This window comes from Paenibacillus sp. FSL R7-0313 (genome assembly GCF_037969885.1).
Taxonomy (GTDB): domain Bacteria; phylum Bacillota; class Bacilli; order Paenibacillales; family Paenibacillaceae; genus Paenibacillus.
On record NZ_CP150219.1, the window covers coordinates 1,667,899 to 1,691,806 of the forward strand.

24 protein-coding genes are annotated in these 23,908 nt (G+C 46.7%); 23 read left to right on the forward strand and 1 reads right to left on the reverse strand.

Features of this window, described 5'->3' with window-relative positions; translation table 11 throughout:
- Positions 1 to 151: 151 nt before the first annotated feature.
- Complete coding sequence (locus tag NSQ38_RS07385; RefSeq protein WP_339788246.1) at positions 152 to 1,090, forward strand: aldo/keto reductase family protein; 939 nt, start codon at positions 152 to 154, stop codon at positions 1,088 to 1,090.
- Between the two features lie 139 nt (positions 1,091 to 1,229).
- Here NSQ38_RS07385 and NSQ38_RS07390 read toward each other — a convergent pair whose 3' ends face one another.
- On the reverse strand, positions 1,230 to 2,342 hold the full coding sequence (locus NSQ38_RS07390; protein WP_339788248.1) for a diguanylate cyclase: 1,113 nt from the start codon (positions 2,340 to 2,342) through the stop codon (positions 1,230 to 1,232).
- A gap of 272 nt (positions 2,343 to 2,614) precedes the next feature.
- On the opposite strand from NSQ38_RS07390, the gene NSQ38_RS07395 reads away from it, so the two are divergent.
- The 22 genes from NSQ38_RS07395 (at position 2,615) to NSQ38_RS07500 (ending at position 23,508) form a co-directional block, all read left to right on the forward strand.
- Positions 2,615 to 3,010, forward strand: a complete 396-nt coding sequence (locus NSQ38_RS07395; protein WP_339788252.1) for a transcriptional repressor — start codon at positions 2,615 to 2,617, stop codon at positions 3,008 to 3,010.
- Positions 2,986 to 3,792 carry a winged-helix domain-containing protein gene (locus NSQ38_RS07400; RefSeq protein ID WP_339788253.1) on the forward strand — a complete coding sequence of 269 codons (807 nt, stop codon included), beginning with the start codon at positions 2,986 to 2,988 and terminating at the stop codon, positions 3,790 to 3,792. Before NSQ38_RS07395 ends, NSQ38_RS07400 begins: the two co-directional genes overlap by 25 nt.
- A gap of 290 nt (positions 3,793 to 4,082) precedes the next feature.
- A complete protein-coding gene (locus NSQ38_RS07405) occupies positions 4,083 to 5,546 on the forward strand; it encodes a catalase (RefSeq protein ID WP_339790433.1) in 1,464 nt (487 codons plus the stop codon).
- A 209-nt stretch (positions 5,547 to 5,755) separates the two neighbouring features.
- A complete protein-coding gene (locus NSQ38_RS07410; protein ID WP_017691824.1) occupies positions 5,756 to 6,172 on the forward strand; it encodes a BlaI/MecI/CopY family transcriptional regulator in 417 nt (138 codons plus the stop codon).
- Between the two features lie 25 nt (positions 6,173 to 6,197).
- Positions 6,198 to 7,034, forward strand: a complete 837-nt coding sequence (locus NSQ38_RS07415) for a M56 family metallopeptidase (protein ID WP_339788255.1) — start codon at positions 6,198 to 6,200, stop codon at positions 7,032 to 7,034.
- Between the two features lie 52 nt (positions 7,035 to 7,086).
- A complete protein-coding gene (locus NSQ38_RS07420) occupies positions 7,087 to 7,500 on the forward strand; it encodes a DoxX family protein (protein WP_339788260.1) in 414 nt (137 codons plus the stop codon).
- 199 nt (positions 7,501 to 7,699) lie between these two features.
- Complete coding sequence (locus NSQ38_RS07425; RefSeq protein ID WP_036612794.1) at positions 7,700 to 8,401, forward strand: pirin family protein; 702 nt, start codon at positions 7,700 to 7,702, stop codon at positions 8,399 to 8,401.
- A 44-nt stretch (positions 8,402 to 8,445) separates the two neighbouring features.
- Positions 8,446 to 8,781, forward strand: a complete 336-nt coding sequence (locus tag NSQ38_RS07430) for a hypothetical protein (RefSeq protein ID WP_339788263.1) — start codon at positions 8,446 to 8,448, stop codon at positions 8,779 to 8,781.
- 248 nt (positions 8,782 to 9,029) lie between these two features.
- On the forward strand, positions 9,030 to 9,983 hold the full coding sequence (locus NSQ38_RS07435; RefSeq protein ID WP_091036063.1) for an ABC transporter permease: 954 nt from the start codon (positions 9,030 to 9,032) through the stop codon (positions 9,981 to 9,983).
- Positions 9,980 to 10,948 carry an iron chelate uptake ABC transporter family permease subunit gene (locus NSQ38_RS07440; protein WP_339788266.1) on the forward strand — a complete coding sequence of 323 codons (969 nt, stop codon included), beginning with the start codon at positions 9,980 to 9,982 and terminating at the stop codon, positions 10,946 to 10,948. Before NSQ38_RS07435 ends, NSQ38_RS07440 begins: the two co-directional genes overlap by 4 nt.
- Positions 10,942 to 11,700 carry an ABC transporter ATP-binding protein gene (locus NSQ38_RS07445; RefSeq protein ID WP_339788269.1) on the forward strand — a complete coding sequence of 253 codons (759 nt, stop codon included), beginning with the start codon at positions 10,942 to 10,944 and terminating at the stop codon, positions 11,698 to 11,700. The genes NSQ38_RS07440 and NSQ38_RS07445 overlap by 7 nt, the downstream gene beginning before the upstream one ends.
- A 43-nt stretch (positions 11,701 to 11,743) precedes the next feature.
- The gene (locus tag NSQ38_RS07450) at positions 11,744 to 12,730 is read left to right on the forward strand and encodes a siderophore ABC transporter substrate-binding protein (protein WP_339788271.1); all 987 of its coding nucleotides are present in this window, start codon (positions 11,744 to 11,746) and stop codon (positions 12,728 to 12,730) included.
- A gap of 175 nt (positions 12,731 to 12,905) precedes the next feature.
- Positions 12,906 to 14,501: a spore germination protein gene (locus NSQ38_RS07455; RefSeq protein ID WP_339788274.1), complete on the forward strand. Its 1,596-nt coding sequence runs from the start codon at positions 12,906 to 12,908 to the stop codon at positions 14,499 to 14,501.
- A 4-nt stretch (positions 14,502 to 14,505) separates the two neighbouring features.
- Positions 14,506 to 15,705 (forward strand): Ger(x)C family spore germination protein, encoded by a 1,200-nt coding sequence (locus NSQ38_RS07460; protein ID WP_338588898.1) that lies wholly within the window; start codon positions 14,506 to 14,508, stop codon positions 15,703 to 15,705.
- Positions 15,698 to 15,919: a hypothetical protein gene (locus tag NSQ38_RS07465; protein WP_338588895.1), complete on the forward strand. Its 222-nt coding sequence runs from the start codon at positions 15,698 to 15,700 to the stop codon at positions 15,917 to 15,919. The genes NSQ38_RS07460 and NSQ38_RS07465 overlap by 8 nt, the downstream gene beginning before the upstream one ends.
- Before the next feature lie 55 nt (positions 15,920 to 15,974).
- Positions 15,975 to 17,165: an endospore germination permease gene (locus NSQ38_RS07470; RefSeq protein WP_339788276.1), complete on the forward strand. Its 1,191-nt coding sequence runs from the start codon at positions 15,975 to 15,977 to the stop codon at positions 17,163 to 17,165.
- Between the two features lie 131 nt (positions 17,166 to 17,296).
- Positions 17,297 to 18,127: a uroporphyrinogen-III synthase gene (locus NSQ38_RS07475; RefSeq protein ID WP_339788278.1), complete on the forward strand. Its 831-nt coding sequence runs from the start codon at positions 17,297 to 17,299 to the stop codon at positions 18,125 to 18,127.
- A 175-nt stretch (positions 18,128 to 18,302) separates the two neighbouring features.
- Positions 18,303 to 19,802: a cobyrinate a,c-diamide synthase gene (locus NSQ38_RS07480; protein WP_339788280.1), complete on the forward strand. Its 1,500-nt coding sequence runs from the start codon at positions 18,303 to 18,305 to the stop codon at positions 19,800 to 19,802.
- Positions 19,803 to 19,980: 178 nt separating this feature from the next.
- A complete protein-coding gene (locus NSQ38_RS07485) occupies positions 19,981 to 20,703 on the forward strand; it encodes an SDR family oxidoreductase (protein ID WP_235193706.1) in 723 nt (240 codons plus the stop codon).
- A 42-nt stretch (positions 20,704 to 20,745) separates the two neighbouring features.
- On the forward strand, positions 20,746 to 21,384 hold the full coding sequence (locus NSQ38_RS07490; protein WP_338588883.1) for a ThuA domain-containing protein: 639 nt from the start codon (positions 20,746 to 20,748) through the stop codon (positions 21,382 to 21,384).
- A 72-nt stretch (positions 21,385 to 21,456) separates the two neighbouring features.
- Positions 21,457 to 21,837 carry a phasin family protein gene (locus tag NSQ38_RS07495; protein ID WP_253441470.1) on the forward strand — a complete coding sequence of 127 codons (381 nt, stop codon included), beginning with the start codon at positions 21,457 to 21,459 and terminating at the stop codon, positions 21,835 to 21,837.
- Positions 21,838 to 23,508: an AarF/ABC1/UbiB kinase family protein gene (locus tag NSQ38_RS07500; protein ID WP_338588880.1), complete on the forward strand. Its 1,671-nt coding sequence runs from the start codon at positions 21,838 to 21,840 to the stop codon at positions 23,506 to 23,508. It abuts the gene before it with no gap.
- Positions 23,509 to 23,908: the final 400 nt, after the last annotated feature.

A 23,908-nucleotide genomic window follows, 5' to 3' on the forward strand; every position in this document is an offset into this window, starting at 1 on the left:
AGAAGACCAATCTTTATTTGGCGCACCTGTTATAGGTGCGCTTCTTTGCATTTTCCATTTTCTGAGCCAAAGCCCTTTTATTCCGAGCTGGTTACGTTACAATAGAAAGTGAACTTCATCTTTATAACCAACAGAGGAGGATATGCAATCAATGGATTATCGCAGATTAGGTGGAAGCGGACTGAAAGTGAGCGAGATCAGCCTGGGAAGCTGGCTGACGTACGGAGGGTATGTGGAACGTGAGAATGCGGTGAAATCAATTGAAACTGCATTTGATGAAGGCATTAACTTTTTTGATACTGCCAATGTATACGAACGGGGTGCAGCAGAAGAACTGCTGGGGCAGACGCTCAAAGCATATTCCCGTGACTCTTATGTACTTGCAACCAAAGTATTTGGCAAAATGGGTGATGGTCCGAATGACCAGGGGTTGTCTCGCAAACATATCAAGGAGCAATGTGAAGCCAGCTTGAAGCGCCTGGGCGTTGAATATGTCGACATCTATTACTGCCATCGTTATCATACTGAAACACCAATTGAAGAAACACTCCGCGCTCTTGATGATCTGGTACGCCAAGGCAAAGTCTTATATGTTGGCGTCAGCCAGTGGACTGCGGCTCAGATGGAAGATGCATTAGGTACAGCAGATCGTCTGCTCCTCGATCGTATCGTGGTCAATCAGCCGGTGTACAACATGTTTGACCGTTATATTGAAAATGAGATTATCCCGCTCGGCGAGCGTAAAGGCATCGGACAAGTCGTATACTCCCCGCTTGCTCAAGGTCTATTGACGGGGAAATATACGTCCGTTTCCGATATCCCAGAGAATAGCCGTGCGGCTAAGCTAGGATGGGACGAAGGAAAGATCAATGCGGATCGCATCGGGAAAGTTCGTCAACTGATTGAAGTGGCGGACAAGCTGGATCTGAAGGTTGGCCAATTGGCCCTTGCCTGGATTCTGCGCCAAAAGAATGTATCCAGTGCACTTGTAGGGGCGAGTCGTCCCGAGCAGGTAAAAGAGAACGCGGCTGCATCTGGCGTGAAGCTGGATGCTGCCATTATCGAAGAGATTGAGAGCATTCTTGCTTGATTTCCTGTCAGCACACAAGCTGAGATGATATGTAATGATCCATAAAAAGAGGGATGTCCTGTGCGCCTGAATAGGCGAGCGAGACATCCCTTTTTTGAGAAGGTTGAAAGGTTAGTTTATTGAAAGGTTAGATCTTACTTTAAAGTGTAAGAGGCAAGGAACGAAAAGATAAGGCACACACACGGTTACGCCCTGTATTCTTCGCTTCATATAAAGCACGGTCGGCCTGTTCGAAGAAATCGTCATCGTCATGATCATCACAATGATCGGGATACACGGCTACACCGATGGAAATGGTTAGACGTGTCGTGTGCCCGTCGGGCAGAGCAAAATGGTATTTCTCTACAGCCTGCCGTATAGATTCGGCGGTCGCTACGGCCTGACGGTGTCCACAGTCGAGCAAGAGAATGGCGAATTCTTCCCCACCGTTTCGTGACACAATATCAGCAGAACGTGCATGCTCAACGAGCAGTTGTCCAAGTTGCTTCAGGACCGCATCGCCGGCGGAATGACCATAGGTGTCGTTTACCTTTTTGAATCGGTCAATATCAATGGCAAGCAAGGAAAGCTTCTGTTGGTAATCCCTCGCACGCTGAAGTTCCAGTTGAAGTGATTTTTCGAACTGTCGTCGATTGCTCAGGTTGGTAAGATGATCGGTAGATGCTCTTCTCTCCAATAGAAATAACATTTCATTGGATTTATTAATGAATTCTGCGATGAAATAGATAAATAATCCACCGACAAAGGAAATGGTCATTTGTAACGGATATACCTTCATTAATGAATTCATGCTGTCCGTGTTCAACATAAGGATGATAAAGATTAATGTTATGCCAAGCAGATTCATTGTAATTATTTTGGTCAGTCTGGACCAGGGAGCATAGGCGAAGTATACACCGGACAGTCCGATCAGTGTCATGACAAATCCTGCATCTATGGCAGAGGAAGATAAGCCGAACATCAGAATACGAAGGATCGAGATCATTAGTCCCGTAACGACCGAAGCCAATCCTCCCAGATATACCGCTGCGGTAACGATGGCCAGATGCCGTAGATCTACAATCGTAGTCTCGTTCAAAGGAAAAGAATAGTTCATGAGTACTGTGCCATATATACCGAATAATAAGCCGCCGATCAACTGAACACGTAACGAGGGAAAAGGCAATCGGATACTATAGAACTTCGCGATGATCCCGGACACATACATAAATGTAATCATGACACAGATATTAATGAAAAAAGTGCTAAACAACCGACATTCCCCCTTTATACGCACATCCCTATATTTTATCTGAAAAGTGGTGCTGTAGCGAACCATATTATCCCAAATTTATGAGGGGATTGCTGGGAAAGGTGTTTTATTTGCATATACAGGATGTTAGAGCGATATTGACTTCAATATACAATAAGATTTATACTTAATCTAAATCAAAATGTATTCCTTCTTTTTGGGAAGACCATCATAAATAGAAGATCAGTGTCTGATTTCATATAAAATGGATCAATAATAAAGGAGAAATGGTTGTGAGAACTTTAAATCTGACGATACAACGGCAAGCGGTATACGATGTGGTGCGCCATTCGGAGGATCACCCGACAGCTGCTGATGTCATGAATCGACTCGTGGAACAAGGATATAATCTGGCCTATGGTACGGTGTATAATTCGCTTCGTTATCTGACGGACAAAGAATTGATACGGGAACTTAAACTCGGAGAGACAGCAAGCAGGTACGATGCCCGTATGGATGATCATCAGCACATTATGTGTGAAGTGTGCGGCAAAGTGGACGAGGTGACGACGGAGGTTCCTCCACAATGGATGAAACAGGTAGCTGAAGAAACCGGATATGCAATCGATCATGCTCATGTGGTCTTTGGAGGTGTCTGCGGGGAATGCAGAAACAAACGGATCAAGTAAAAATAAAACTGCCTGGCCGCCGTTTACCCCTTAGGGTTAAACCCGCCTTGTCCGACTCAACACCGCTTGTGGACAATTGTCCTGTTACAAGGCGTGTTATTCTGATCAGCCCGATGCCGGGGCAGGTTCATGAACTGGTAAAAGCCTTAACGGATAGCTGCTTTGATGTACTGGTTTTCCATCGCTGGGAACCGGATCTGCATGAGCGTCTTGTCTTTGATCTGTTGATCTATGACCTGTCTGTTGCCGGAACGATCGATGCATTTGCTGGCATTAGCAGCCGATTGAATCGTGAGGCTGAGCATACAACCCCTTGTCTGTATCTGGTCGGTGAGAAGATGATTGGCAGCGCGAGTGGACCGATGCTTCAGGAGGAATTGCTGGTGTGGCCTGCACGCCCGCAGGAAGCTCTATATCGGGTGCAGCGTATGATTGGCAACAGCCCTGCTCTGCCCAAACGTGGGTTTTTGCCTGAGGAAGGGCAGCGTATCGGATTTAAGGATCTGTGGCTTGATCGGGAACGGATGAGTGTGCAGCGCGATAATAATCGGATTCATCTAACCAAGACTGAATATGATCTGTTACTCAAGCTGATTGATGCCAAAGGTGCAGTCATTTCCCGTGAGGAAATGCTCAGTGATATCTGGGAGACGGACTTTACCGGTGGGAGTAATGTGGTCGATGTTCATATCAAAAGCTTGCGCAAAAAATTGGGCGATAACGCGTCTTCGCCGCAATATATCGTAACAGTAAGAGGAGTGGGCTACCGCCTGGCGGATTAGTCCGCTTTTTTTTGCCTAAATTTTATCTTTCACTTCATGCTTTTTCGGGTACTACTTAATAGATAGGCAGATATGGATCATTCCCTTAAAAACATGTTCATGCTTCATTCATGAAGTGTTGAAGAACCTCATCTTAAACTCATGTGAACCTCATGCAAGAGCAGAGCAGGACATGTTAGAATCAATTTAACAGTTAGATCAAGTCTAAATGTATATTTAATTCGAAGCCGAATATGATTTTAATAGTAGATATATAGCAGCCGTGAGACCCATTAGAGGAGGACGACATGATGACAGAACGTATGACAACCAATCAGGGCGCACCTGTAGGTGACAACCAGAATTCCCGCACAGCAGGCAGAAGAGGGCCGACACTGCTTGAAGACTATCATCTCATTGAAAAAATTGCCCACTTTGACCGTGAACGTATTCCAGAAAGAGTCGTACATGCAAGAGGTGCAGGTGCTCATGGCGTATTCACGCTGGAGCAGAGCATGAAGGAGTATACAACAGCGGACTTCCTGCAAGATCCGGGTACGGAGACGGATGTACTGGTTCGTTTCTCAACCGTTATTCATGGTACGGGATCACCAGAGACTGCACGAGATCCACGTGGATTTGCTGTCAAATTCTACACTCGGGAAGGTAACTATGATCTCGTCGGCAACCATCTGCCTGTGTTCTTCATTCGTGATGCGATGAAGTTCCCCGACATGGTGCATTCCTTGAAGCCGGCTCCGGATACAAACATTCAGGAACCAGCCCGTTATTGGGACTTTATGACCCTCTCACCGGAATCAACACATATGATGACCTGGTTGTTCTCAGATTTGGGCACACCGGCAAGTTATCGGGAGATGGATGGTTTCGGCGTACATGCTTTCAAATGGATTAATGCACAAGGGCAGGTCCATTATGTGAAATACAAATGGGAGTCTGCACAGGGCGTACGAGGCTTCTCTCGTCAGGAAGCTGCCGAAGTACAGGGGCAAGACTTTAATCATGCTACCCGGGACCTGCATGAACATATCAAGAACGGGCAGTACCCACAGTGGAAGCTTCAGGTACAGCTGTTGAAGCCTGAGCAGATGGATGATTTTTCTTTTGATCCGCTCGACCCAACCAAAACCTGGCCTGAAGATGTATTGCCTTTCCATACGGTGGGCACCATGACCCTGAATCGGAATCCGCAAAACTTCTTTGCTGAAGTGGAGCAGGCTGCCTTTTCTCCTAGTGCGCTTGTACCTGGGATTGAGCCTTCCGAAGACAAATTGCTGCAAGGACGCTTATTCTCTTATCCGGACACACAGCGTCACCGGCTTGGACCGAACTATTTGCAAATTCCGGTGAATTGCCCGTATGCACCTGTTCGTAATCATCAGCGTGATGGACTTATGAATGTGAATCAAGATCCATCTCCGGTGAATTATGAACCCAACAGTTCAGGAACCAGCCCGCAGGAAGATCCGGCATACCGGGACAGTGAGGCCCCATTGCAAGGGCATGTTACACGCGAGAAAATCGAGAAAACGGATGATTACACGCAGTCAGGGGAGCTTTTCCGTTCATTTACCCCTGTAGAGCAGCAGCATTTGCTGGATAATCTGATCAATGACCTTAAGGGAGTATCTGTCGATATTCAAATGCGTGCCCTGTGCCATTTCTTCCGGGCGGATGGACAGCTTGGCGGACGTTTGGCTCATGGACTCGGCGTGGATATTTCTGCACATATGCCGTCACAGGATGGAAAATAAAGTACAGTTTGACCCTGTACTCACAACATCATAATGACTGATATTCGGTGAAGACCGGGCAAACCGTGAACGTGCGGAATTTCCCGGTCTTTCGCTTTTTTTGCTGAAATGGAAAACAAATTTACAAATCATTTACATAAAATAGCTGACATAGAGGTTGACTTCTCATTTGATGGCACTACAATGGGTAGTGTGAGGGGTGTCAGAACATGAGAATACACAATTTCAAAGTGGGTGAGCGTGGGCTCAACCGATTTTTCGGTCCGCTGGAGGCCAAGATCATGGACATTTTATGGGCTCGTCCTGGCAGCAGTATCCGTGAAGTGCAGACTGCACTTGAACAAGACAAAGACGTCAATTTTAATACAGTCATGACCGTGATGAACCGGCTCGTGGACAAGGGACTTCTCGGAAAGTCTCAGAAGGGCAGAACATCTTTGTACCAACCGGTACAGAGTAAGGAGGAGTTTATGAACGACCAATCCAAGGAACTGTCACATGAGTTGGTGGATGAATTCGGAGCTCTGGCATTGAATCATATGCTGGATGCGCTGGACGAAGCAGATGCGGGTCTAATTGAACGCCTGGAACAGAAGATCAAACAATGGAAAAAGGATAGCGATTAATATGTGGAAGACCCGCTCGAAACTTTTGTTTACCGTCGGGTTTGGCATTCCGTTACTCGTGTTCATGCAGATGTTCATGTACGCGATGTACAAAATTTTTGGCTGGGATATCCCGTTTAATCTGCTCTGGCTCTGCAATCATTGGATGAGTCGATTGGGATGGTTATCTGTGGGACATTTCCTGCTGGTACTGGTATTGCTGACATTTGCGGGAACAGGCTGGTTGCTAACGGTGCGTATGATGAAAACGAGAGCAGCCGTACGTAAACTTCGCTCCATGGAAGTGCGTGCATTGTCCCGCAAATTGGAGTCCAAGTATCACCATCTCGGACAGCCGGGATTCATTGTGGTGGACAAGTCATCTCCGGTTGCATTTACAATTGGTTTATGGAGACCTTGCATCGTACTCTCCACGGGGCTTCTGACGATGCTGGATACAGAAGAGGAGACGGCAGTTGTGTATCACGAAGTCCATCATCTGTGGCACCGTGACCCACTGAAGACGACACTGTTATCGGTATTTGCAATCATGATGCCGTATATTCCCGTATTGAAGCATACTTCGAAACATTACAATATCGTTAGAGAAATTCTGGCAGACAATGAGGCCATTGAGCGTACAGGTAATGTGGCAGGCATTGGCAGTGCTTTGCTCAAGCTGCTCCGTGCTTGTCCTGAACCTTGGGGAGCCAAAGAACTGACCGTTCAATCCTCATTTGCGGATACTTCGGTGAATGTCCGAATTTCACGTCTGCTGGACCCAGAACAGGACGTGACGCTGAGGTTACCACGCTACGCCGTTCTGATGTCGGCTACTGTTTTCCTGTTGCTGTCTATCTTGTTTGTTTGGTCCATTGGATGAATCAACTTAGCTAAATGTGAGTTCGAGTATAACACTAGGAAGGATGATGAACATGAATAATAAAAGTGTAGAGATTGGATTATTTTTCTCAAGGATTATGATCGGATTGATCTTTGTATTGCACGGCTGGAGTAAATTCGAAGGTGGAATCAGCGGTACAGTAGGTTTTTTCGAAAGTATCGGTATTCCCGGATTTCTTGCATCCGTTGTAGCCATTATTGAGTTGGTGGGTGGTGCAGCGATGATTCTGGGTCTGGGAACACGTGTGTTTGCTGCCCTGTTTGCCATCGTGATGGTTGGCGTTCTGTTTACAGCCAAAATGGGTGAGCCGTTCCTGAGTGGTACCGAGTTAGATTACCTGCTGCTGGCGGGTTCCCTGACACTGCTCTTCACAGGAAGCCGCTTCCTGGCCGTGGATTATCTGTTCTCCAGACAGGGGAACGCTCGCCAGAATGTGAGTGCTTGAAATGACTAACGATTCTAAAAAATAATGAAGTGCAGGATGAGTCCTGTAACGAGGTTCTTTATTGGCCAGGCCGGTTCGGGAATTGTATTTGCGAACCGGGCTGATCAGTAGAGAACTTTTTTCGTTTGGACGGCATGCCTTTGGTTTGTTACAATGAGAATAAGTATGCTACTAAGAAAAAATAAGGAGGATGCATTTTATGATTAACGTCATTCCATCCGATGCCCGCTCCAGCTTCGATCGAGGCTGGCTCCGTGGTAGTCACAGCTTTTCTTTCGGAGAATACCAAGACCCGGAGAATACGGCGTTTGGACCGATGCGGGTAGCGAACGACGATGTGATTGCGCCTGGTCGCGGTTTTGGAGCTCACCCGCATAGTGATATGGAGATTGTATCGATCGTACTAAACGGCAAGTTGCGACATGAAGATAATCTGGGCAATGTAGCCGTTACAGGCTTTGGCGGTATCCAGCGGATGTCAGCAGGCAGTGGCATGATTCATACCGAACATAATGCATCCGATACCGAAGAAGTACGTTTGCTTCAGCTCTGGTTCATGCCACAGACAAAAGGGTTGGAGCCCTCCTATGAGACGACATCATTTGATCCAGCGGCATTGGCAGGAGCACTCGTGCCGATTGTATCGCCAGATGGGGGACCAAGAGTTGCGACCATTCATCAGGATATGACGATCTACCTTGGCCGATTAGCCAAAGACGAAACGTTAACCTTTAATCAGGATGCAGGCCGCCGAATGTACATTTTCTCCATTGAAGGCAAGCTGGGATTGGATGGAGAGTACCTGTTGAACGAAGGCGACACGGCTCGTGTGGAACAGCGGGATTCAATCGAACTGCAAGGAAACGAAGATACGTTCTATATGATTATTGATTTGCCGTAGATGGCTGATGAAATGAACTCCAAGATGAAGGAGGATATACACGTATGGCGCAACAGGAATGGTTTATGGTCAAACATGCGGTGACCGGGCGAGGATTGGCTAATAGCAAAACAGATTCCCTGTCCTACCGATTCCAACAGGAGGGTACAGGTTTCATATTTACCGTGACGGGCCTGGACAAGCAGATTGTGGAACAGATTATGGAGCTTAGACACGAGTTAAACGTATTTCGCTTCGTCCAACGCAAGGATCAGCCCCTTTTGAAACACTGGTACTACGTAGACGGTGAACGGGTAGTGTATGACAGGGAGAGTCACACGTTAAGCATCTATGCGAAGTCGGAGATTCGTTATGTGCCTGAAGATTATTTTGCGGATTAACTACACGTTATAATAAATATTAAGCCTTCCACTTGGAAGGCTTTTTTCCTTATATATTATTAATCTTATAGTATATGTATTTCAGGTTGTTTCATGAAATTTAAGAAAAAAGAAGCAATCGAAGGTTGACATGATGAATTTAATATCGATATAATTCACTTAATTGATAATGAGTATCAATATCAAATGATGCGAGGTAGAGCAACTACAAATGTTTTACGGCGATCGGTAAGGGGATTAGTAGAGAGATGAAGTTACGTTATATGTTGATCGTATTGGCTGTATTGTCTATCGTATACATATTTATTGGCAATTCAGACATTTCACCATTGGATATATTTCATTTGTCCTCTGTCCAGCTACAGGTATTACAAGTTAGCCGGTTTCCCCGCCTGATCAGCATCCTTGTCGCCGGGATCAGCATGAGTGTAATCGGACTGATTATGCAGCAGCTGACACGCAACCGATTCGTTTCCCCAACAACAGCTGGAACGATGGATTCAGCCAGATTGGGTATTCTTGTGACGTTAATGTGGTTCCCGGGAGCATCCCCTCTGCAAAAAATGTTGGTCGCTTTTGCCTTTGCTCTGGCGGGAACACTGATTTTCATGCGAATTCTGGAGAAAGTCAAGTTCAAGGATACGATATATATCGCTTTGCTAGGTCTTATGTTTGGCAACATTGTAAGCTCCGTGACAACATTTTTTGCTTACAAAAACGACCTGATCCAGAACATTTCTTCTTGGTTACAGGGTGACTTCTCCACCATCATGAAGGGACGTTATGAACTGATCTATATCAGTATTCCGTTGCTCATTATCGTGTACCTGTTTGCTAATCGTTTTACACTCGCAGGGATGGGCGAAGATTTCTCAACCAACCTTGGACTGGCGTATCGACGAGTTGTGAATATCGGACTGATCCTGGTGGCGATGGTTTCAGCGGTAGTGATTATTACGGTAGGTACAATTCCGTTTCTGGGCTTAGTCGTGCCCAATATCGTAACACTGTACAAAGGGGATAACTTACGTGATACATTGCCTCATACGGCAGTGCTTGGTGCGATCTTCGTTCTGGTCTGCGATATTCTGGGTCAATTAATTATTTATCCTTATCAACTTTCGATCAGTCTGACGGTGGGAGTTGTGGGAAGTGTATTATTCCTGTATTTACTGCTTCGAAGAAAGGCTTATGGATCATGAGAATGAAATATACGGCGAATACATGGAAGTTGATCTTGTTAATTGCAGCGGCAGTATTATTGATCGGCATATTTCTGGTCATTCAATCCGGAGGGAACTGGGATTACATATTGCCTCGAAGAGGAAAAAAGATTCTCGCCATTGTACTGACAGGTGCCTGCATTGCGTACTCTACAGCTATTTTCCAAACGATAACCAACAACCGAATTCTGACACCTGGCATCATGGGCCTCGATTCCTTGTATATGCTATTTCAGACGTTTGCGGTGTTTGTGTTTGGAAGCACACATATCAGCTTTGTGAACAAAAATCTTAATTTTGCAATATCTGTCATGCTCATGACGTTGTTTGCTTTACTATTGCATCAGTTCATGTTCCGCAGGGAACAGGGGCGTAATATTTATCTGTTGCTGCTGGTGGGTCTTATCCTGGGTACGCTGTTCCAGAGCATGTCTTCATTCATGGAAGTACTGATTGACCCTAATGAGTTCCTTGTGCTGCAGGGCAAGATGTTTGCGAGCTTTAACAATGTGAATACGGATCTGCTCATCATCTCAATCGCTGCGATTATTCTGATCCTGCTGTACGCGCAGAAGTTTACCAAATATCTCGACGTACTGTCTCTCGGCAAAGATCACGCAGTGAATCTCGGGGTGGATTACGATTACATTGTGAAGAGGCTGCTGCTGGTGGTGATGGTTCTGGTCTCGATCTCCACAGCGCTGGTGGGTCCAATTATGTTTTTGGGGCTGCTGGTCGTGAATCTGGCGCATCAGGTATTCCGGACACATCGGCATAAAGTGTTGATCTGGGGTTCGGTCATGATCGCAGTCGTTGCATTGGTTGGCGGACAGCTCATTGTAGAGCGGGTGTTTACCTTTGCTACGACCGTTAGCGTCATTATAAATTTTATAGGCGGCGTGTACTTCATCTATTTACTGCTAAAGGAGAATAAGTCGTGGTAGAAGTCAGAAATGTTACAAAACAATACGGCGGCGTCCGGGTAGTGGATGACGTATCACTGAACATTGCCAAAGGAAAGATTACATCATTTATTGGTCCAAATGGAGCTGGGAAAAGTACCTTGTTATCCATAATTACCAGGCTAATCAGCAAGGATACAGGACAAGTCCTAATTGAAGGGCGCGAGATTGAAAGCTGGAAGAACAAGGACTTGTCGCGCAAAATATCAGTCCTCAAACAGTCCAATCACATCAATATTCGGTTAACTGTGGAGGATCTTGTGGCTTTTGGCCGGTTCCCGTATTCACAAGGAAGGCTCACACCAGAGGATCAACAGTGGATTCAGGAGGCCATCGACTATATGGAACTGGCCCCATTCCGCAAGAAGTATCTGGATGAACTGAGTGGCGGACAGCGGCAGCGGGCATATATCGCCATGGTGATTGCCCAGAACACCGAGTATATTTTGCTCGATGAACCTTTGAATAACCTGGATATGAAACATTCTGTTCAGATTATGAAGGTGCTGCGCAGAATGGTGGATGAACTCGGCAAAACGATTGTCATTGTCATTCATGACATCAATTTTGCCTCCTGTTATTCCGACTATATTGTTGCGCTCAAGGATGGACGCGTAGTGAAAGAAGGCAAGACGGAAGACATCATCGATACGGATGTATTGCAGAGCGTCTATGATATGCACATCCCTGTGCAATGGATTGATGGACGTAAGATTTGTGTATATTTTCCGTGAGTGAGTAAGGTAGTCCAATATAGAGAGCGAGAGGTGTCTATACATGAAAAAGGGTTGGTTGTTTACATTATTCGTGGTGTTGTCGGTTGTCCTGGCAGCTTGTGGTGGGAATAAGGCAGCGGATAATACAGGTGCAAGCAGTGGCACAGGATCAGAAGCTGCTGCACCAGCAGATCAAGCAAGTGAAGAAGTGGTCATCAAACATAAACTGGGCGAAACAACAGTAAAGAAAAATCCAGAGAAGGTCGTTGTTTTTGACTACGGTGTACTGGATTCACTGGATCAGCTTGGCGTTGAAGTTGCAGGGGTTCCGCAGGAAGGTGTACCTCCTTATCTGGACAAGTATAATGATGCGAAGTACACCAATGTTGGTGGTCTGAAAGAAGCTGATTTTGAGAAAGTTAACGCGATGAAACCAGATCTGATCATAATCTCGGGACGACTCCAAGATTCGTATGAAGAACTGAGTGAGATTGCACCAACCATATATATGGCGGTAGATACGGCAGATTATATGAATTCTCTGACCAGTAACGTGAAGACACTCGGGGACATCTTTGGTAAAGAAAAAGAAGCAGAAGAAGCCATTGCATCGATCGAAACATCCGTTAAGGCACTACATGACAAAGTAACGGCTGCAGGTAAAAATGCGCTAATCGTCCTGACAAACGAAGGTAAACTGAGCGCCTATGGTGCCGGTTCCCGTTTTGGTATTATTCATGACGTATTTGGTTTTACTCCGTCAGATGCGAACATTGAAGTATCCACACATGGGCAGAGCGTTTCATTTGAATATGTCATGGAGCAGAATCCGGATTACCTCTTTGTCGTTGATCGCAGTGCAGTGGTTGCAGGTAACGGTGAGGCATCCCCGGCAAAACAAGTGATCGAGAACGACTTGGTGAAAAATACAACAGCATATAAGGAAGGACATATTGTTTATCTGGATCCGAATTACTGGTATTTGTCTGGCGGTGGATTGGAATCCATTCAAGAAATGATTAAAGAAGTGGACGCAAGCATCAACTAAAGTGAAGTAACAATGTATGTGTTGGGTGTCAGGAAGGTCTCTGTTAAATACAGAGGCCTTTTTGCTGTCTGAAAACTCAGAGAATTTAATCGTAATTTTGCAAAAAAGACCACATAATTCCCGGCTGTCTGGCACAAGCTACCTTGTATAAAAAACAAGAACGGAGGGGCGGCATATGGCAGACAAAACATCTGGGAAAGACAAGTCCCGACAACCGGGACGAGCTTCAGAAGAGAAAAAACATATCCCTTTGGGACTGCCGTCCCCGCCTTTTCTACGGCAACCGATTAGTGCAGTACATGAAACTCAGATTCAAGCGGTAAAGGAGATCTTCTCCGAATGCTCGGATGTGGTTTTACGCAACGTCATGATTACGCCGGAAGTGAAAGGGCTTCTGGTCTATATTGAAGGCATTGTTAACTCGGCGGACATCCAAGAGCACATGCTGCGCCCAATTATTCGAGGGCTGGTACAGCAGCGTACAGATGAACCTGATGTTCCACTGGATGATACACGTGTTGAGCTAACACAGGTGAAGCGAGTGGATACCTGGGCTGCTGCGACAGAAGGGGTACTGGCATCGTCTGCCCTTCTGGTGATTGATGGAAGTAGTAAAGCCTGGATGTTCAATGTCAAAGGCGGCGTCAGACGTGGTGTGGAGGAACCGCAGACAGAATCCGTGATTCGGGGACCGCGAGAGGGATTTACCGAAACGCTCCGTGTGAATACGGCTTTACTGCGGTTTAAGCTGAAAACTCCCTCTCTCAAGATGGTGAGTATGACACTAGGCACAGAAACCAAGACCGATATCGTTCTGACTTATCTGGACGATATTGCTGATCCGAAGTTGATCCGGGACGTGAAGAAACGTCTGGAAAAAATAAAGATCGACGGCATTCTGGAGACGGGGTATATCGAGGAACTGATTGAAGACCACCCGTACTCTCCATTCCCGCAGATGCACTATTCCGAGCGTCCGGATACAGTAGCAGGCAACCTGTTGGAAGGGCGGTTTGCCATTATGGTAGACGGCACGCCCTTCGCGTTAATTGCTCCAGTCACGATCTGGCAGATGCTTCAGGCCAGTGAGGACTACTATGAACGATTCTTCATCAGTAATCTGGTACGCTGGATTCGCTTTTTATTCGTAGCCATTGCTCTATTTCTACCAGCGCTGTACATCGCTATTACGACATTTCACCAGGACATGCTGCCAACCACATTGATACTGAGTATTGCCGGGGCACGGGAAGCTATTCCTTTTCCGGCACTGGTTGAAGCTCTCATCATGGAGCTGTCGTTCGAAGCCCTCCGTGAAGCGGGGGTCAGGTTACCAAAAACAGTCGGTCAGGCAGTCAGTATTCTCGGTGCGCTCGTGATTGGGCAGGCCGCAGTTCAGGCAGGGATTGTGTCCGCACCAATGGTTATTATCGTATCCATGACAGGTATAGCTTCCTTTACAATTCCGCGGTTTAACTTTGCGATTACCGTGCGTTTGCTCCGATTTCCGATCATGTTACTGGCAGGTATGCTTGGACTATATGGCATCGTCATCGGTTTGGTCCTGATCTCGGTGCATCTGACACAGATGACTTCGTTTGGTGTGCCTTATCTGTCAGGTCTTAGCCCGTACAGTAAAACAGATACCAAGGATATTCTTATTCGTGTGCCGTGGTGGAAAATGATCAATCGTCCTTCTACGGTTCAGGATAACCAGAAACGGATGAAAGACAAGATCAATGGTTCGCCTGAAGCTGAGGAAGGATGGTGAACACATGTTTCTTATTCGTAAATTCCGCGCTGCATTGATGTTACTGCTGTGTACCCTTTTCATAGCAGGATGTTGGGATCGTAAGGAAATTAATGATATTGCCTTTGTGATTGGCGTAGCTGTTGATAAGGAGGACGACAATTACAGATCCAGTCTCCAGATTGCACTTCCCGGTCAATCCGGTACTACCGGCAGTTCGGGAGGTGGCGGTGGTACAAGCGGGGACAAATCATGGTTCATGTTGTCCAACACCGCGAAGACACTGAGGGGGACTACACTTGAAGGCCAAAAAGCACTCTCACGAACGATTTATTATGCGCATCGTCGTACCCTGCTTATTGGAGAGGACCTTGCCCGGGATGGCGTGGCTCCGATGCTCGATTTGTTTACGCGGTACCCACTCAACCGATTCTCTGCATTACCTGTTGTTACGAAAGGTGCGGCATATGAAGTCATGGATACGGATGCACCTATAGAGAAGTTTCCATCCGAGATGGTGAGAGAGTTGTGCTTTCTAAATATGCGTAATCCACGTTCTCTTAAAACGTTCACCGATTCCATTCTTAGTGAAGGGGTAGATCCATTCCTGCCGGTTGCTTCGAAAGTGGACAATGTTCCGAAAAGTTGGAAGGACACCAAAACCAACATCAAGTTGGATGGATTGGCCATTTTCAAGAAGGATAAACTGGTTGGCATGATTGACAAGGCTCCCGCTGATGCCCTGATTCTCGCCATGGGGGAAGCCAATGCACCAGAAGTTATGGTCAAGGCTCCGCGCGGAGATGGAGATATATTCATCAAATTGAACGAGAACAATTCTTCACTGCACCCCAGTGTCAAGAATGACAAGGTTACTGTGACCGTTCAATTGTATGCCAAAGGTGTGGTTGTAGATAACGAATCCAATTACGGTGATCTGCGTGAAAAAGAGATTTTAAAATTAAATGACGCGATCCACAAAAAAATAAAAGAGGATATCGTTGAAGGGGTTCGATTAATACAGCAAAAATATCATGCCGATATTCTCGGGATTGGTCGGTCGATCCATCAACAATTGCCTAAAGAATGGGACAAACTTAAGGATCGATGGGATGTTATCTATCCTGATGTTGAGGTGAATGTTGTCCCCCACGTCATTATTGAAAATGTAGGGGTAGTCAATAAACCGATCGGTGTCATGGAGGAGGATATCGTACATGATTAAACCACTGTTGTTCACCTATCTGGGGATGGTCATCATCGTGATTGTGATGGATTTCAGACATCTGAAGCAGGCGGCGGTCATTAATCGCTGGTTATCCTATGGCTTGATTGCATTAGGAACTGGCCTTTGGTTCTATGTAACCCATTTAAGTAAAACCTTTTTTGTAGCGGTATGGATCAGCCATGTCATCCAGCGATTCTTACCGCTTCCATAGATACGGACTAGAAATGGTGCGGAGTACAGATTGAATAAAAGAAAGGAGGTATAGTATGAATCAAAGTGTGACTTCTCGACAACTTGTACTACTCGTGCTGCTGCTCAGTATGACGGGCACGTTGATTCAACCCCATGCACAGGCCATTTATTATGCGGAACAGCATGCTTATCTCTCGTATGTGCCAGTTGTTCTCGTGATGATTATATCCATGTTGATGGTAAGCCGAATTCAGCGAAGATTTCCGAATCAGGATCTATTTGAGGCGCTTGTTGAGCGGTTCCCTTTTATGGGGAGACTCGCAGGCGTAATGTACATTTTGTTTTTTTTCTTCATATTCGCTAGAGATATCCGATTAATTGGTGATTATGTAAGTATAACTTTGCTAGAGACAACGCCGATATCCATTGTGGTATTGTCACTCATGATTATGGCGGTATTTATCGTCAGAGGTGGGCTGGGTTCGTTGATCGGAATGTCAGAACTATATGTTACCCTGTTCCTGTTGAACTCTATCATTGTGCCTTTCATGCTTATTCAACAGTTGAATATGGATAATCTGATGCCCTATTTTCATGTCGATGTGGCAGGTGTAGGCAAAGGAAGTTGGTACATATTTTCTTTTTATGGAGAGATGATCGCCTTGCCTTTTGTCGTCAAAGGCAGTGATTTTCGCTTCAAGCCTGTGTTATGGGGCATCATCATCTCGGGATTGCTGATGATGCTGATTCTTGTGGAAACCATCACGTCGATTGGTGTGCCTATTGCTTCCAGACTGGTATACCCTTCATATGAACTGGCAAGGCAGCTGCAAATTAGTGATTTTCTGGATCGGTTTGACCTGGCACTGGCAGCAGCGACCTTGCCTGCCATGATTACGAAGATTGCATTTGATCTGTACTTTGTCTGTTGGGGACTGAAGCGAATGATCCCGAACGTTTCGGGAAAGGTCATGACAGGTCCGGTGGCACTGTTAGGCTTTGTTTGTGCATTCTGGTTTTTCAGAAACGCCATTCAGCTTTATCGTTTTACCCGGGAATGGACATGGATCGCCATTGTTTTTGAAGTGCTGTTCCCTATGGTGCTGTTTCTTTTTCTTCGTCCTCGCAAAAAGGATAAAAAAGAATCTACCCAACAGAGATCGGGAGACCAGTCCAAGAAAGAGAAGCAAGAAGCCTCTGATTCGGAGAAGAATGGAGAGAAAAAAAGGCAGGATTCTCATGGTGGAGAACTCCAGCCTTCCTGATATATTCCATCAAAAATCGTTATAGATGAAATGGGCAAAAAGAGGGGAAGCACAGTTTCCCTTCACAGGAGTACCCTGTATACTGTAGTCAGACTGATGAACATTCGGCTGAACTAACGGGGGGAACATGAATGGCTCAACATTTGGCAGGTGTACGTGTAGCATTGACAGGACCGCGAAAATCGAAAGAAATGTCCATACTGGTTGAAAAAATGGGCGGTATTCCGCTTGTGCGACCGGCACAGGGAACGGTATTTCTGGATGATCGGAATATCAGGGACGGGCTGGTATCCTGGATCTCAGACCCGCCAGACTGGGCGGTGTTAACGACAGGTATGGGATTGGATGCATTGTTTGAAATGGCTGAGGATATGGATGTCGCAGGCCAATTGTTGGATGTATTATCGGAATCCTCAATTGCAGCGAGGGGATACAAGACGGTGAATGCACTCAAAAAGCGCAAGTTAACACCGCTGGTACGAGATGATGACGGTAGCACGGATGGGCTCATTCGAGAATTCGCCCCACATGATCTCGCAGGGAAAAAGGTTATATTGCAGCTTCATGGGGAGACAGCTCCCAAACTCGTTGCATGGTTGGAAGAACAAGGTGCAATCGTCAGACAAGTGCTTCCTTACCGCCATGTCCCGCCAGAAGAGGCAGAGCTGGAACAGTTATTGAATGAAATTCTAAAGTTCGAGGTAGATGCTGTTGCGTTCACGAGTGGACCGCAGGTCAGATTTCTGACCCAATATGCGGCCTCTCAGGACAAGCTTGAGCCGATGCTTGCAGCCTTCAGACAAGGTGTAATTCCTGCGTCTGTAGGTAAAGTTACAGCAAACTCCATGCGTGAAGAAGGCATTGAGGCGCTGGTCATTCCGGAGGAAGAAAAGATGGGCGCACTCATCGTTGAGCTTGGACGTTACTTTGCAGCAGGGCGTGCGGCCAAGATTAGAGATTAGTGGCCTGCTTTTAGATCAGTTCGACAAAAAGCTTTTGGCGTCGCTTCATGAATAAAGAGTGTGCATTAAGCTTAACCGCATCGCTATATGATGCGGTTTTGTTTATATTATAGAATCTATACGTTTTCAGCGGAGCTGAAGGATTCGATAATCGCAAGAAAAGGTGGAAATGACGATGAGCATTGCAAATCGTAACACCAGACCCCGACTGATCATTGCAGGCACCGGAAGTGGTGCAGGGAAAACGACAGTAACCCTGGGGCTGATGAGAGCACTTGCCCAGCGTGGTTTAAGTGTACAAGGGTTCAAATGCGGCCCGGACTATATTGATCCGACATACCATACCGCTGTCACAGGCAGACCGTCACGTAATCTGGATGCATGGATGACATCGCCTGAGTATGTGAGAGATACGTTCGAGAAGGCATCGGCGGGGCATGATATTTCCATTATAGAAGGCGTTATGGGCCTCTATGATGGCAAAGATCCACTCAGCAATACAGGCTCAACTGCAGAGATTGCTCTGGTCACGCAGTCCCCTGTCATCCTGGTTGTGGACGTACGCAGCATGGCTCGCAGTGCGGCCGCAATTGTACTGGGGTTTCAACAATTGGAGCCTGAATTAAATATTGCCGGAGTGATCGTTAACCGGTGTGGAAGTGCGGGTCATTATACCATTGTGAAAAAAGCCATTGAGCAGATGTGCGGCATTCCGGTGGTTGGCTGGCTGAAGCGGGACGAGGGCATGTTCATCCCTGAGAGACATCTGGGACTGGTACCTGCCATTGAGCGCGGTGAACTGGAACCATTATTTCAGCGGGCTGCCGATGTGTTAATGGAAGGCACCGATCTGGATCTTCTGCTGGAGCTGGCAGCAAGCGCCCCGCCTTTGAATGCAGAAAAAGTGAGTCCTGCGACTACTACCCACATAGATTCAGCTAATACTGAACCAGGTTCGAATTACGATCCACATTCCAATTCAGTGATCCACGTTAATAATCGACATGTATCATATGAGGTACAGCCTGTTATAGCCGTTGCGCGCGATGCGGCATTTAATTTCTATTATCCCGATAATCTGGAATTGCTCGAAGCAGCCGGGGCCCGATTACATTACTTCAGTCCGCTCGCTGGCGAAAGCATTCCAACAGATGTGGATGGCGTCTATTTGGGCGGTGGGTTTCCCGAGGAGTTTGCAGCGGAGATTGCCGGTAACCAAGGGTTCTTGAAAGGACTTCGACAGGCAGCACAATCCAACATGCCTTTATTCGCCGAGTGTGGTGGTTACATGGTGCTTGGAGAAACGTTGACCGACCGTGAGGGCGTCACCTTCGACATGGCGGGCATTATCCCCGCACAGGTGCAGATGCAGAAGAAGCGCGCTGCGCTTGGCTACCGTGAAGCAAGTAGCGTTCGGGATTCCTTTTTGCTGAAAAAGGGTGAAGTACTTAGGGGTCATGAATTTCATTATTCGACAATGACCTATCGTGATGAAGAAACGATCCCTTATGCGTATGAGACCAAGGGGTTACGTGGCTTGAACCAAGAAGGGTATGCCGCAGGCAACATCGTGGCGGGGTATACGCACGTTCATCTGGGCTCTTATCCGGCAGCCGCTCGAAGATGGGTGGAACATTGTTCAGCCTATCGGCAGGAGCGATATATACAGAGATAATAGCAGCTATTTATAGCTTGAATAGATAGCTTAATTCAATAAGCAAAATGGCTCTAATCTCACTTTTACCTCCTGAGTCTTTGGTCGTGAAGTTGGCGATCCCATTCTGAATTAAAGGTTTTCAGATGAATATGTGGAATGAATAAAAGACAGAATCATTTTGCGAGGGAGGGACATCATGATGAGAACCGTATGTGTAACGGGAGCTGCCCGGGGATTGGGATTGGCTTTGACGGCACAGATGCTGAAGAGAGGGTATCTTGTGTATGCGGCCGGTCTGGACGTGGAAGATTCCGAGGGAATTCGTATGCTTGCAGAAGGATATCCGGACCATCTGCGCGCCATCGAACTGGATATTGCAGACGACCTGTCGGTAGCTCTGTTCACGGAGACATTGAAGCTGGATACGAATCATTTGGATATGCTGATCAATAATGCGGCTATACTAGGAAGTATTACGGATCATATCCGCGGGCCGTTGAATATGGCGGAGATGGCTGAAGTATTTAATGTGAACACCTTAGGTACACTTCGTGTGACTCATTCCCTGTTACCCCTCCTTCTTCAAGGACAGGTCAAGCTAATTGTTGATATCTCTTCCGAGGCTGGAAGTATAGAACAATGCAGTCGGGATGGGTGGTATGCCTATTGTATGTCCAAAGCTGCTTTGAACATGCAGGCCCGTCTTGTGCACAATGGTCTGAAGGATGAAGGCGGACAAGTGATGCTTGTGCATCCCGGTTGGGTACAGAGTTATATGCGGGGTGAATTGGATGTTGCTGCGGATCTCACGCCCGAGCAATCTGCACAGCATATCGCAGTACTTATCGACCGCCATGAACAGTTTAAAGGAGATCAACCCGCATATGTGGACTACAAGGGCGAGAAGCTCCCCTGGTAGTTGATTGATACAGTGAGGTGAACAAGAAAGGAGATTGATTGAATGGATCATCGTAAAAAAGCATTACTACTTGGCGATTATACACATCCGGATTGGCACCCGCTTCAAGGTGTGGATGCGGAGATTAGCCGAATTTTCCATGATACTATGACTGTGCAGTGCAGTGAGAATCGGAATATGCTGCTGCAAGAAAATATAACCGGGTTTGATGTATGTATCTCATACATGGACGATTGGAAGGGGAAAGTCTCTCCACAGCAGACAGCAGGTTTGTTGTCCTATGTAAGTAATGGAGGTGGACTGGTCATTATACATAACGGCATTTCCCTTCAAAATCGTTATGAACTCAAACAGATGATCGGTGCCAAGTTCCTGCATCATCCGGCTTATGCACCACTTGAATTCACTGTAACGGAGGAAAGCCATCCCGTGACGGAGGGCATTTCGAATTTCACAATGGAAGAAGAGCCGTATCAGTTCGAATTTGGTTCTTTTGCCGAAACGAAAATATTGCTTGAATATCAATCCGAAGATGGACCAAAGCCTGCGGTATGGGCTCATCGATATGGTGTTGGACGTATTGTTTATTTGATGCCGGGTCACCATGTACCGTCTTTTGCACACGAAACATACCGCAAGTTACTCCTGCAAGCAGGCAAATGGGCTGCACGTTACGTCTGATCGGACTGACATTTTTGCATGCGGAGTGTAAGGGGTATAATATAGAGATCAACGAAGAGGAGGATGACAAAAATGAGCGATTTGTTCAAAAAGGCGATCTCGTTAGGGCTTGGTCTTACTGTCGTAAGCAAAGAAAAAATTGAGAAAACCGTGGATGATTTGGTCAAGCGTGGGGAACTTGCGCCCGGTGAATCCAAAGCTTTGGTTGAACGCCTGATGGAACGGGGCGATGAAGAACAAGGCCAGTTCAAGAGAGTGATTCAGGAACAGGTCAAGCGCGTGCTTCAGGAAGCTGGTGTGGCATCCGAAAGTGATGTAACCAGTCTGGAACAGCGTGTTGCCGTTCTGGAGAAAAAACTTGCTGAACTGGGCCACTCACCACAGCTTCAACCTGATGAATCCCCAGCTCCACTTGAAGTTCCTCCTCCTCTCAAAGGAAACGAGATCGAGTAGATGGCAGTGCGAATCAAACATGTCGGCAGATACCGTGAAATTGCCATGGCGCTCGTGCGTCATGGCTTCGGTTATATGGTCGAGGAGCTGGGATTGTTCCAGTTGCTGGCTCTGCCCAGACGGTGGATGTCGCGTGAAGCACATACCACCAAAACGCTGAGTGAACGCATCAGGCTTGTGCTGCAGGAGCTGGGGCCAGCTTTCGTCAAGCTGGGGCAACTCGCAAGCACAAGGGCAGATCTATTGCCTGAGTCTGTCATTCGTGAGTTGGTGAAGTTGCAGGATCAGGTCCCGCCGTTCTCTTCCGAGACGGCACGGGGTATTTTGGAACAGGAATTGGATACACCGCTGGAGGAGATCTTTTCCCGGTTCGAGGATACCCCTGTAGCTGCGGCCAGCATTGGACAGGTGCATCTGGGCAAACTTCGAAGCGGTGAATCGGTAGCCATCAAGATTCAGCGGCCGGGTATATCGCGTATTGTGCAGCGTGACCTGGATATTTTGCGTGAACTGACAGCCATGGCCGAGAAGCGCTGGGATTGGGTGAAGCAATATCAGATTCCGCAAATGGTAGAAGAATACGCCCAGGCATTGATGGCTGAGCTGGATTATACGGTCGAAGGCCGGAATACGGAAAAGATTGCACAGCAATACCAACAGGACAACAAGGTGAAAATCCCGACAATTTACTGGGATCAGACGTCGTCACGTGTGCTCACGATGGAGTATATCGAAGGTATCAAACTCAATGATCGTGAAGAACTGGTCAGACGCGGCCATGATCTGAATAATATTGCTGAGCGGCTGGTGGACTCATTATTGAATCAGATCTTTATTCATGGATTCTTTCACGCTGACCCACATCCGGGTAACCTGATGGTATTGAAGGATGGACGTCTTGCCTTTATAGACTTCGGTATGGTGGGCAGTCTGAGCGATGAGATGAAACAGCAGCTTGCTTCGCTTATTATTGGGTTAATGCGCAAAGATACAGACAGTATGATCCGGGCCATTGAGAAATTGGGCATGATGCCAGATGACATGGATCTGCGTGGGCTTCATGTGGATTTGGACAAGTTGCGTAGCAAATATTACGATATTCCCTTTTCCAAGATTAGTGTGGGTCAGGCGTTAAATGACTTGTTCGGCGTAGCCCAGAGGCACCGGGTTGTCATGCCTGCCGATATTCTGCTGCTCGGTAAATCGTTGCTGACGATGGAAGGTGTGATTGAACATCTTGATCCTTCCCTGAGCATTGTAGATATGGCTGAACCCTTTGGCCGTAAGCTGATCAAGGAACGTTTTAGCGCAGGAAGAATCAAGAATCGGTTGTTCCGCAGTGCGGCTGATATGGCCGAGAGTGTCATTGGTCTGCCAGGGCAGTTAAGGCAGTTATCATCCATTATTAGCAAAGGCAAGCTGAGGCTGGAGATTAGTGTCCCTGAACTGGATGCACTCATGCGTAGAATGGACCAGATTAGCAATCGGCTGTCCTTCAGTATCGTGTTACTCGCTTTTTGTATCATCATGGTGGGATTGATTATCGGTTCGTCCATCAGTCATCAATCCACGATGCTGTGGGATATTCCGGTCATTGAAATTGGTTTCCTGGTGGCGATTCTGATGGTGGCTTTCCTGCTCTATTCGATATTCAAATCCGGAAGATTCTAGCATAGCAATGCGATAATACCCGTTAAAGAGACTTTTATCAAAGGATCTTTACGGGTTATTTTTTTGTGAATAGAGCATGGGTGAGTAAATTATAGAAAGATTAAGATAATAGGAGATAAGGTTCTGTTTTTTCGCCTTAATTGTATTAGTACATATCCAGTCCTGTGACTATAATAATAGGTCAGTACATTAACGGACCCGGTTTTTCTGAGAGGGGAAAAACTATTGGCATCAGGATCAGCTCCTGATGTCGCATGAGTAAGTCAGCTGAGGCAGTAATGGAACACCAACGGTACACACTGGAACGGAAACGACGTAAGCGCTCAATAACCCGTCAAGGCTATACGGATGGCGAAGAATGATGCAATTCAGGCAGGAGCATAGGCGAATGATGCGGAGA

What these genes read in the sequence shown, in the direction of transcription:
- NSQ38_RS07405 (WP_339790433.1), top strand. Translation starts at nt 4,083, where the DNA reads ATGACAGAACGTATGACAACCAATCAGGGCGCACCTGTAGGTGACAAC.
- NSQ38_RS07440 (WP_339788266.1), top strand. Translation starts at nt 9,980, where the DNA reads ATGAGAATGAAATATACGGCGAATACATGGAAGTTGATCTTGTTAATT.
- NSQ38_RS07455 (WP_339788274.1), top strand. Translation starts at nt 12,906, where the DNA reads ATGGCAGACAAAACATCTGGGAAAGACAAGTCCCGACAACCGGGACGA.
- NSQ38_RS07465 (WP_338588895.1), top strand. Translation starts at nt 15,698, where the DNA reads ATGATTAAACCACTGTTGTTCACCTATCTGGGGATGGTCATCATCGTG.
- NSQ38_RS07480 (WP_339788280.1), top strand. Translation starts at nt 18,303, where the DNA reads ATGAGCATTGCAAATCGTAACACCAGACCCCGACTGATCATTGCAGGC.
- NSQ38_RS07475 (WP_339788278.1), top strand. Translation starts at nt 17,297, where the DNA reads ATGGCTCAACATTTGGCAGGTGTACGTGTAGCATTGACAGGACCGCGA.
- NSQ38_RS07490 (WP_338588883.1), top strand. Translation starts at nt 20,746, where the DNA reads ATGGATCATCGTAAAAAAGCATTACTACTTGGCGATTATACACATCCG.
- NSQ38_RS07450 (WP_339788271.1), top strand. Translation starts at nt 11,744, where the DNA reads ATGAAAAAGGGTTGGTTGTTTACATTATTCGTGGTGTTGTCGGTTGTC.
- NSQ38_RS07460 (WP_338588898.1), top strand. Translation starts at nt 14,506, where the DNA reads ATGTTTCTTATTCGTAAATTCCGCGCTGCATTGATGTTACTGCTGTGT.
- NSQ38_RS07430 (WP_339788263.1), top strand. Translation starts at nt 8,446, where the DNA reads ATGGCGCAACAGGAATGGTTTATGGTCAAACATGCGGTGACCGGGCGA.
- NSQ38_RS07410 (WP_017691824.1), top strand. Translation starts at nt 5,756, where the DNA reads ATGAGAATACACAATTTCAAAGTGGGTGAGCGTGGGCTCAACCGATTT.
- NSQ38_RS07485 (WP_235193706.1), top strand. Translation starts at nt 19,981, where the DNA reads ATGATGAGAACCGTATGTGTAACGGGAGCTGCCCGGGGATTGGGATTG.
- NSQ38_RS07495 (WP_253441470.1), top strand. Translation starts at nt 21,457, where the DNA reads ATGAGCGATTTGTTCAAAAAGGCGATCTCGTTAGGGCTTGGTCTTACT.
- NSQ38_RS07435 (WP_091036063.1), top strand. Translation starts at nt 9,030, where the DNA reads ATGAAGTTACGTTATATGTTGATCGTATTGGCTGTATTGTCTATCGTA.
- NSQ38_RS07420 (WP_339788260.1), top strand. Translation starts at nt 7,087, where the DNA reads ATGAATAATAAAAGTGTAGAGATTGGATTATTTTTCTCAAGGATTATG.
- NSQ38_RS07500 (WP_338588880.1), top strand. Translation starts at nt 21,838, where the DNA reads ATGGCAGTGCGAATCAAACATGTCGGCAGATACCGTGAAATTGCCATG.
- NSQ38_RS07385 (WP_339788246.1), top strand. Translation starts at nt 152, where the DNA reads ATGGATTATCGCAGATTAGGTGGAAGCGGACTGAAAGTGAGCGAGATC.
- NSQ38_RS07470 (WP_339788276.1), top strand. Translation starts at nt 15,975, where the DNA reads ATGAATCAAAGTGTGACTTCTCGACAACTTGTACTACTCGTGCTGCTG.
- NSQ38_RS07425 (WP_036612794.1), top strand. Translation starts at nt 7,700, where the DNA reads ATGATTAACGTCATTCCATCCGATGCCCGCTCCAGCTTCGATCGAGGC.
- NSQ38_RS07400 (WP_339788253.1), top strand. Translation starts at nt 2,986, where the DNA reads ATGCAGAAACAAACGGATCAAGTAAAAATAAAACTGCCTGGCCGCCGT.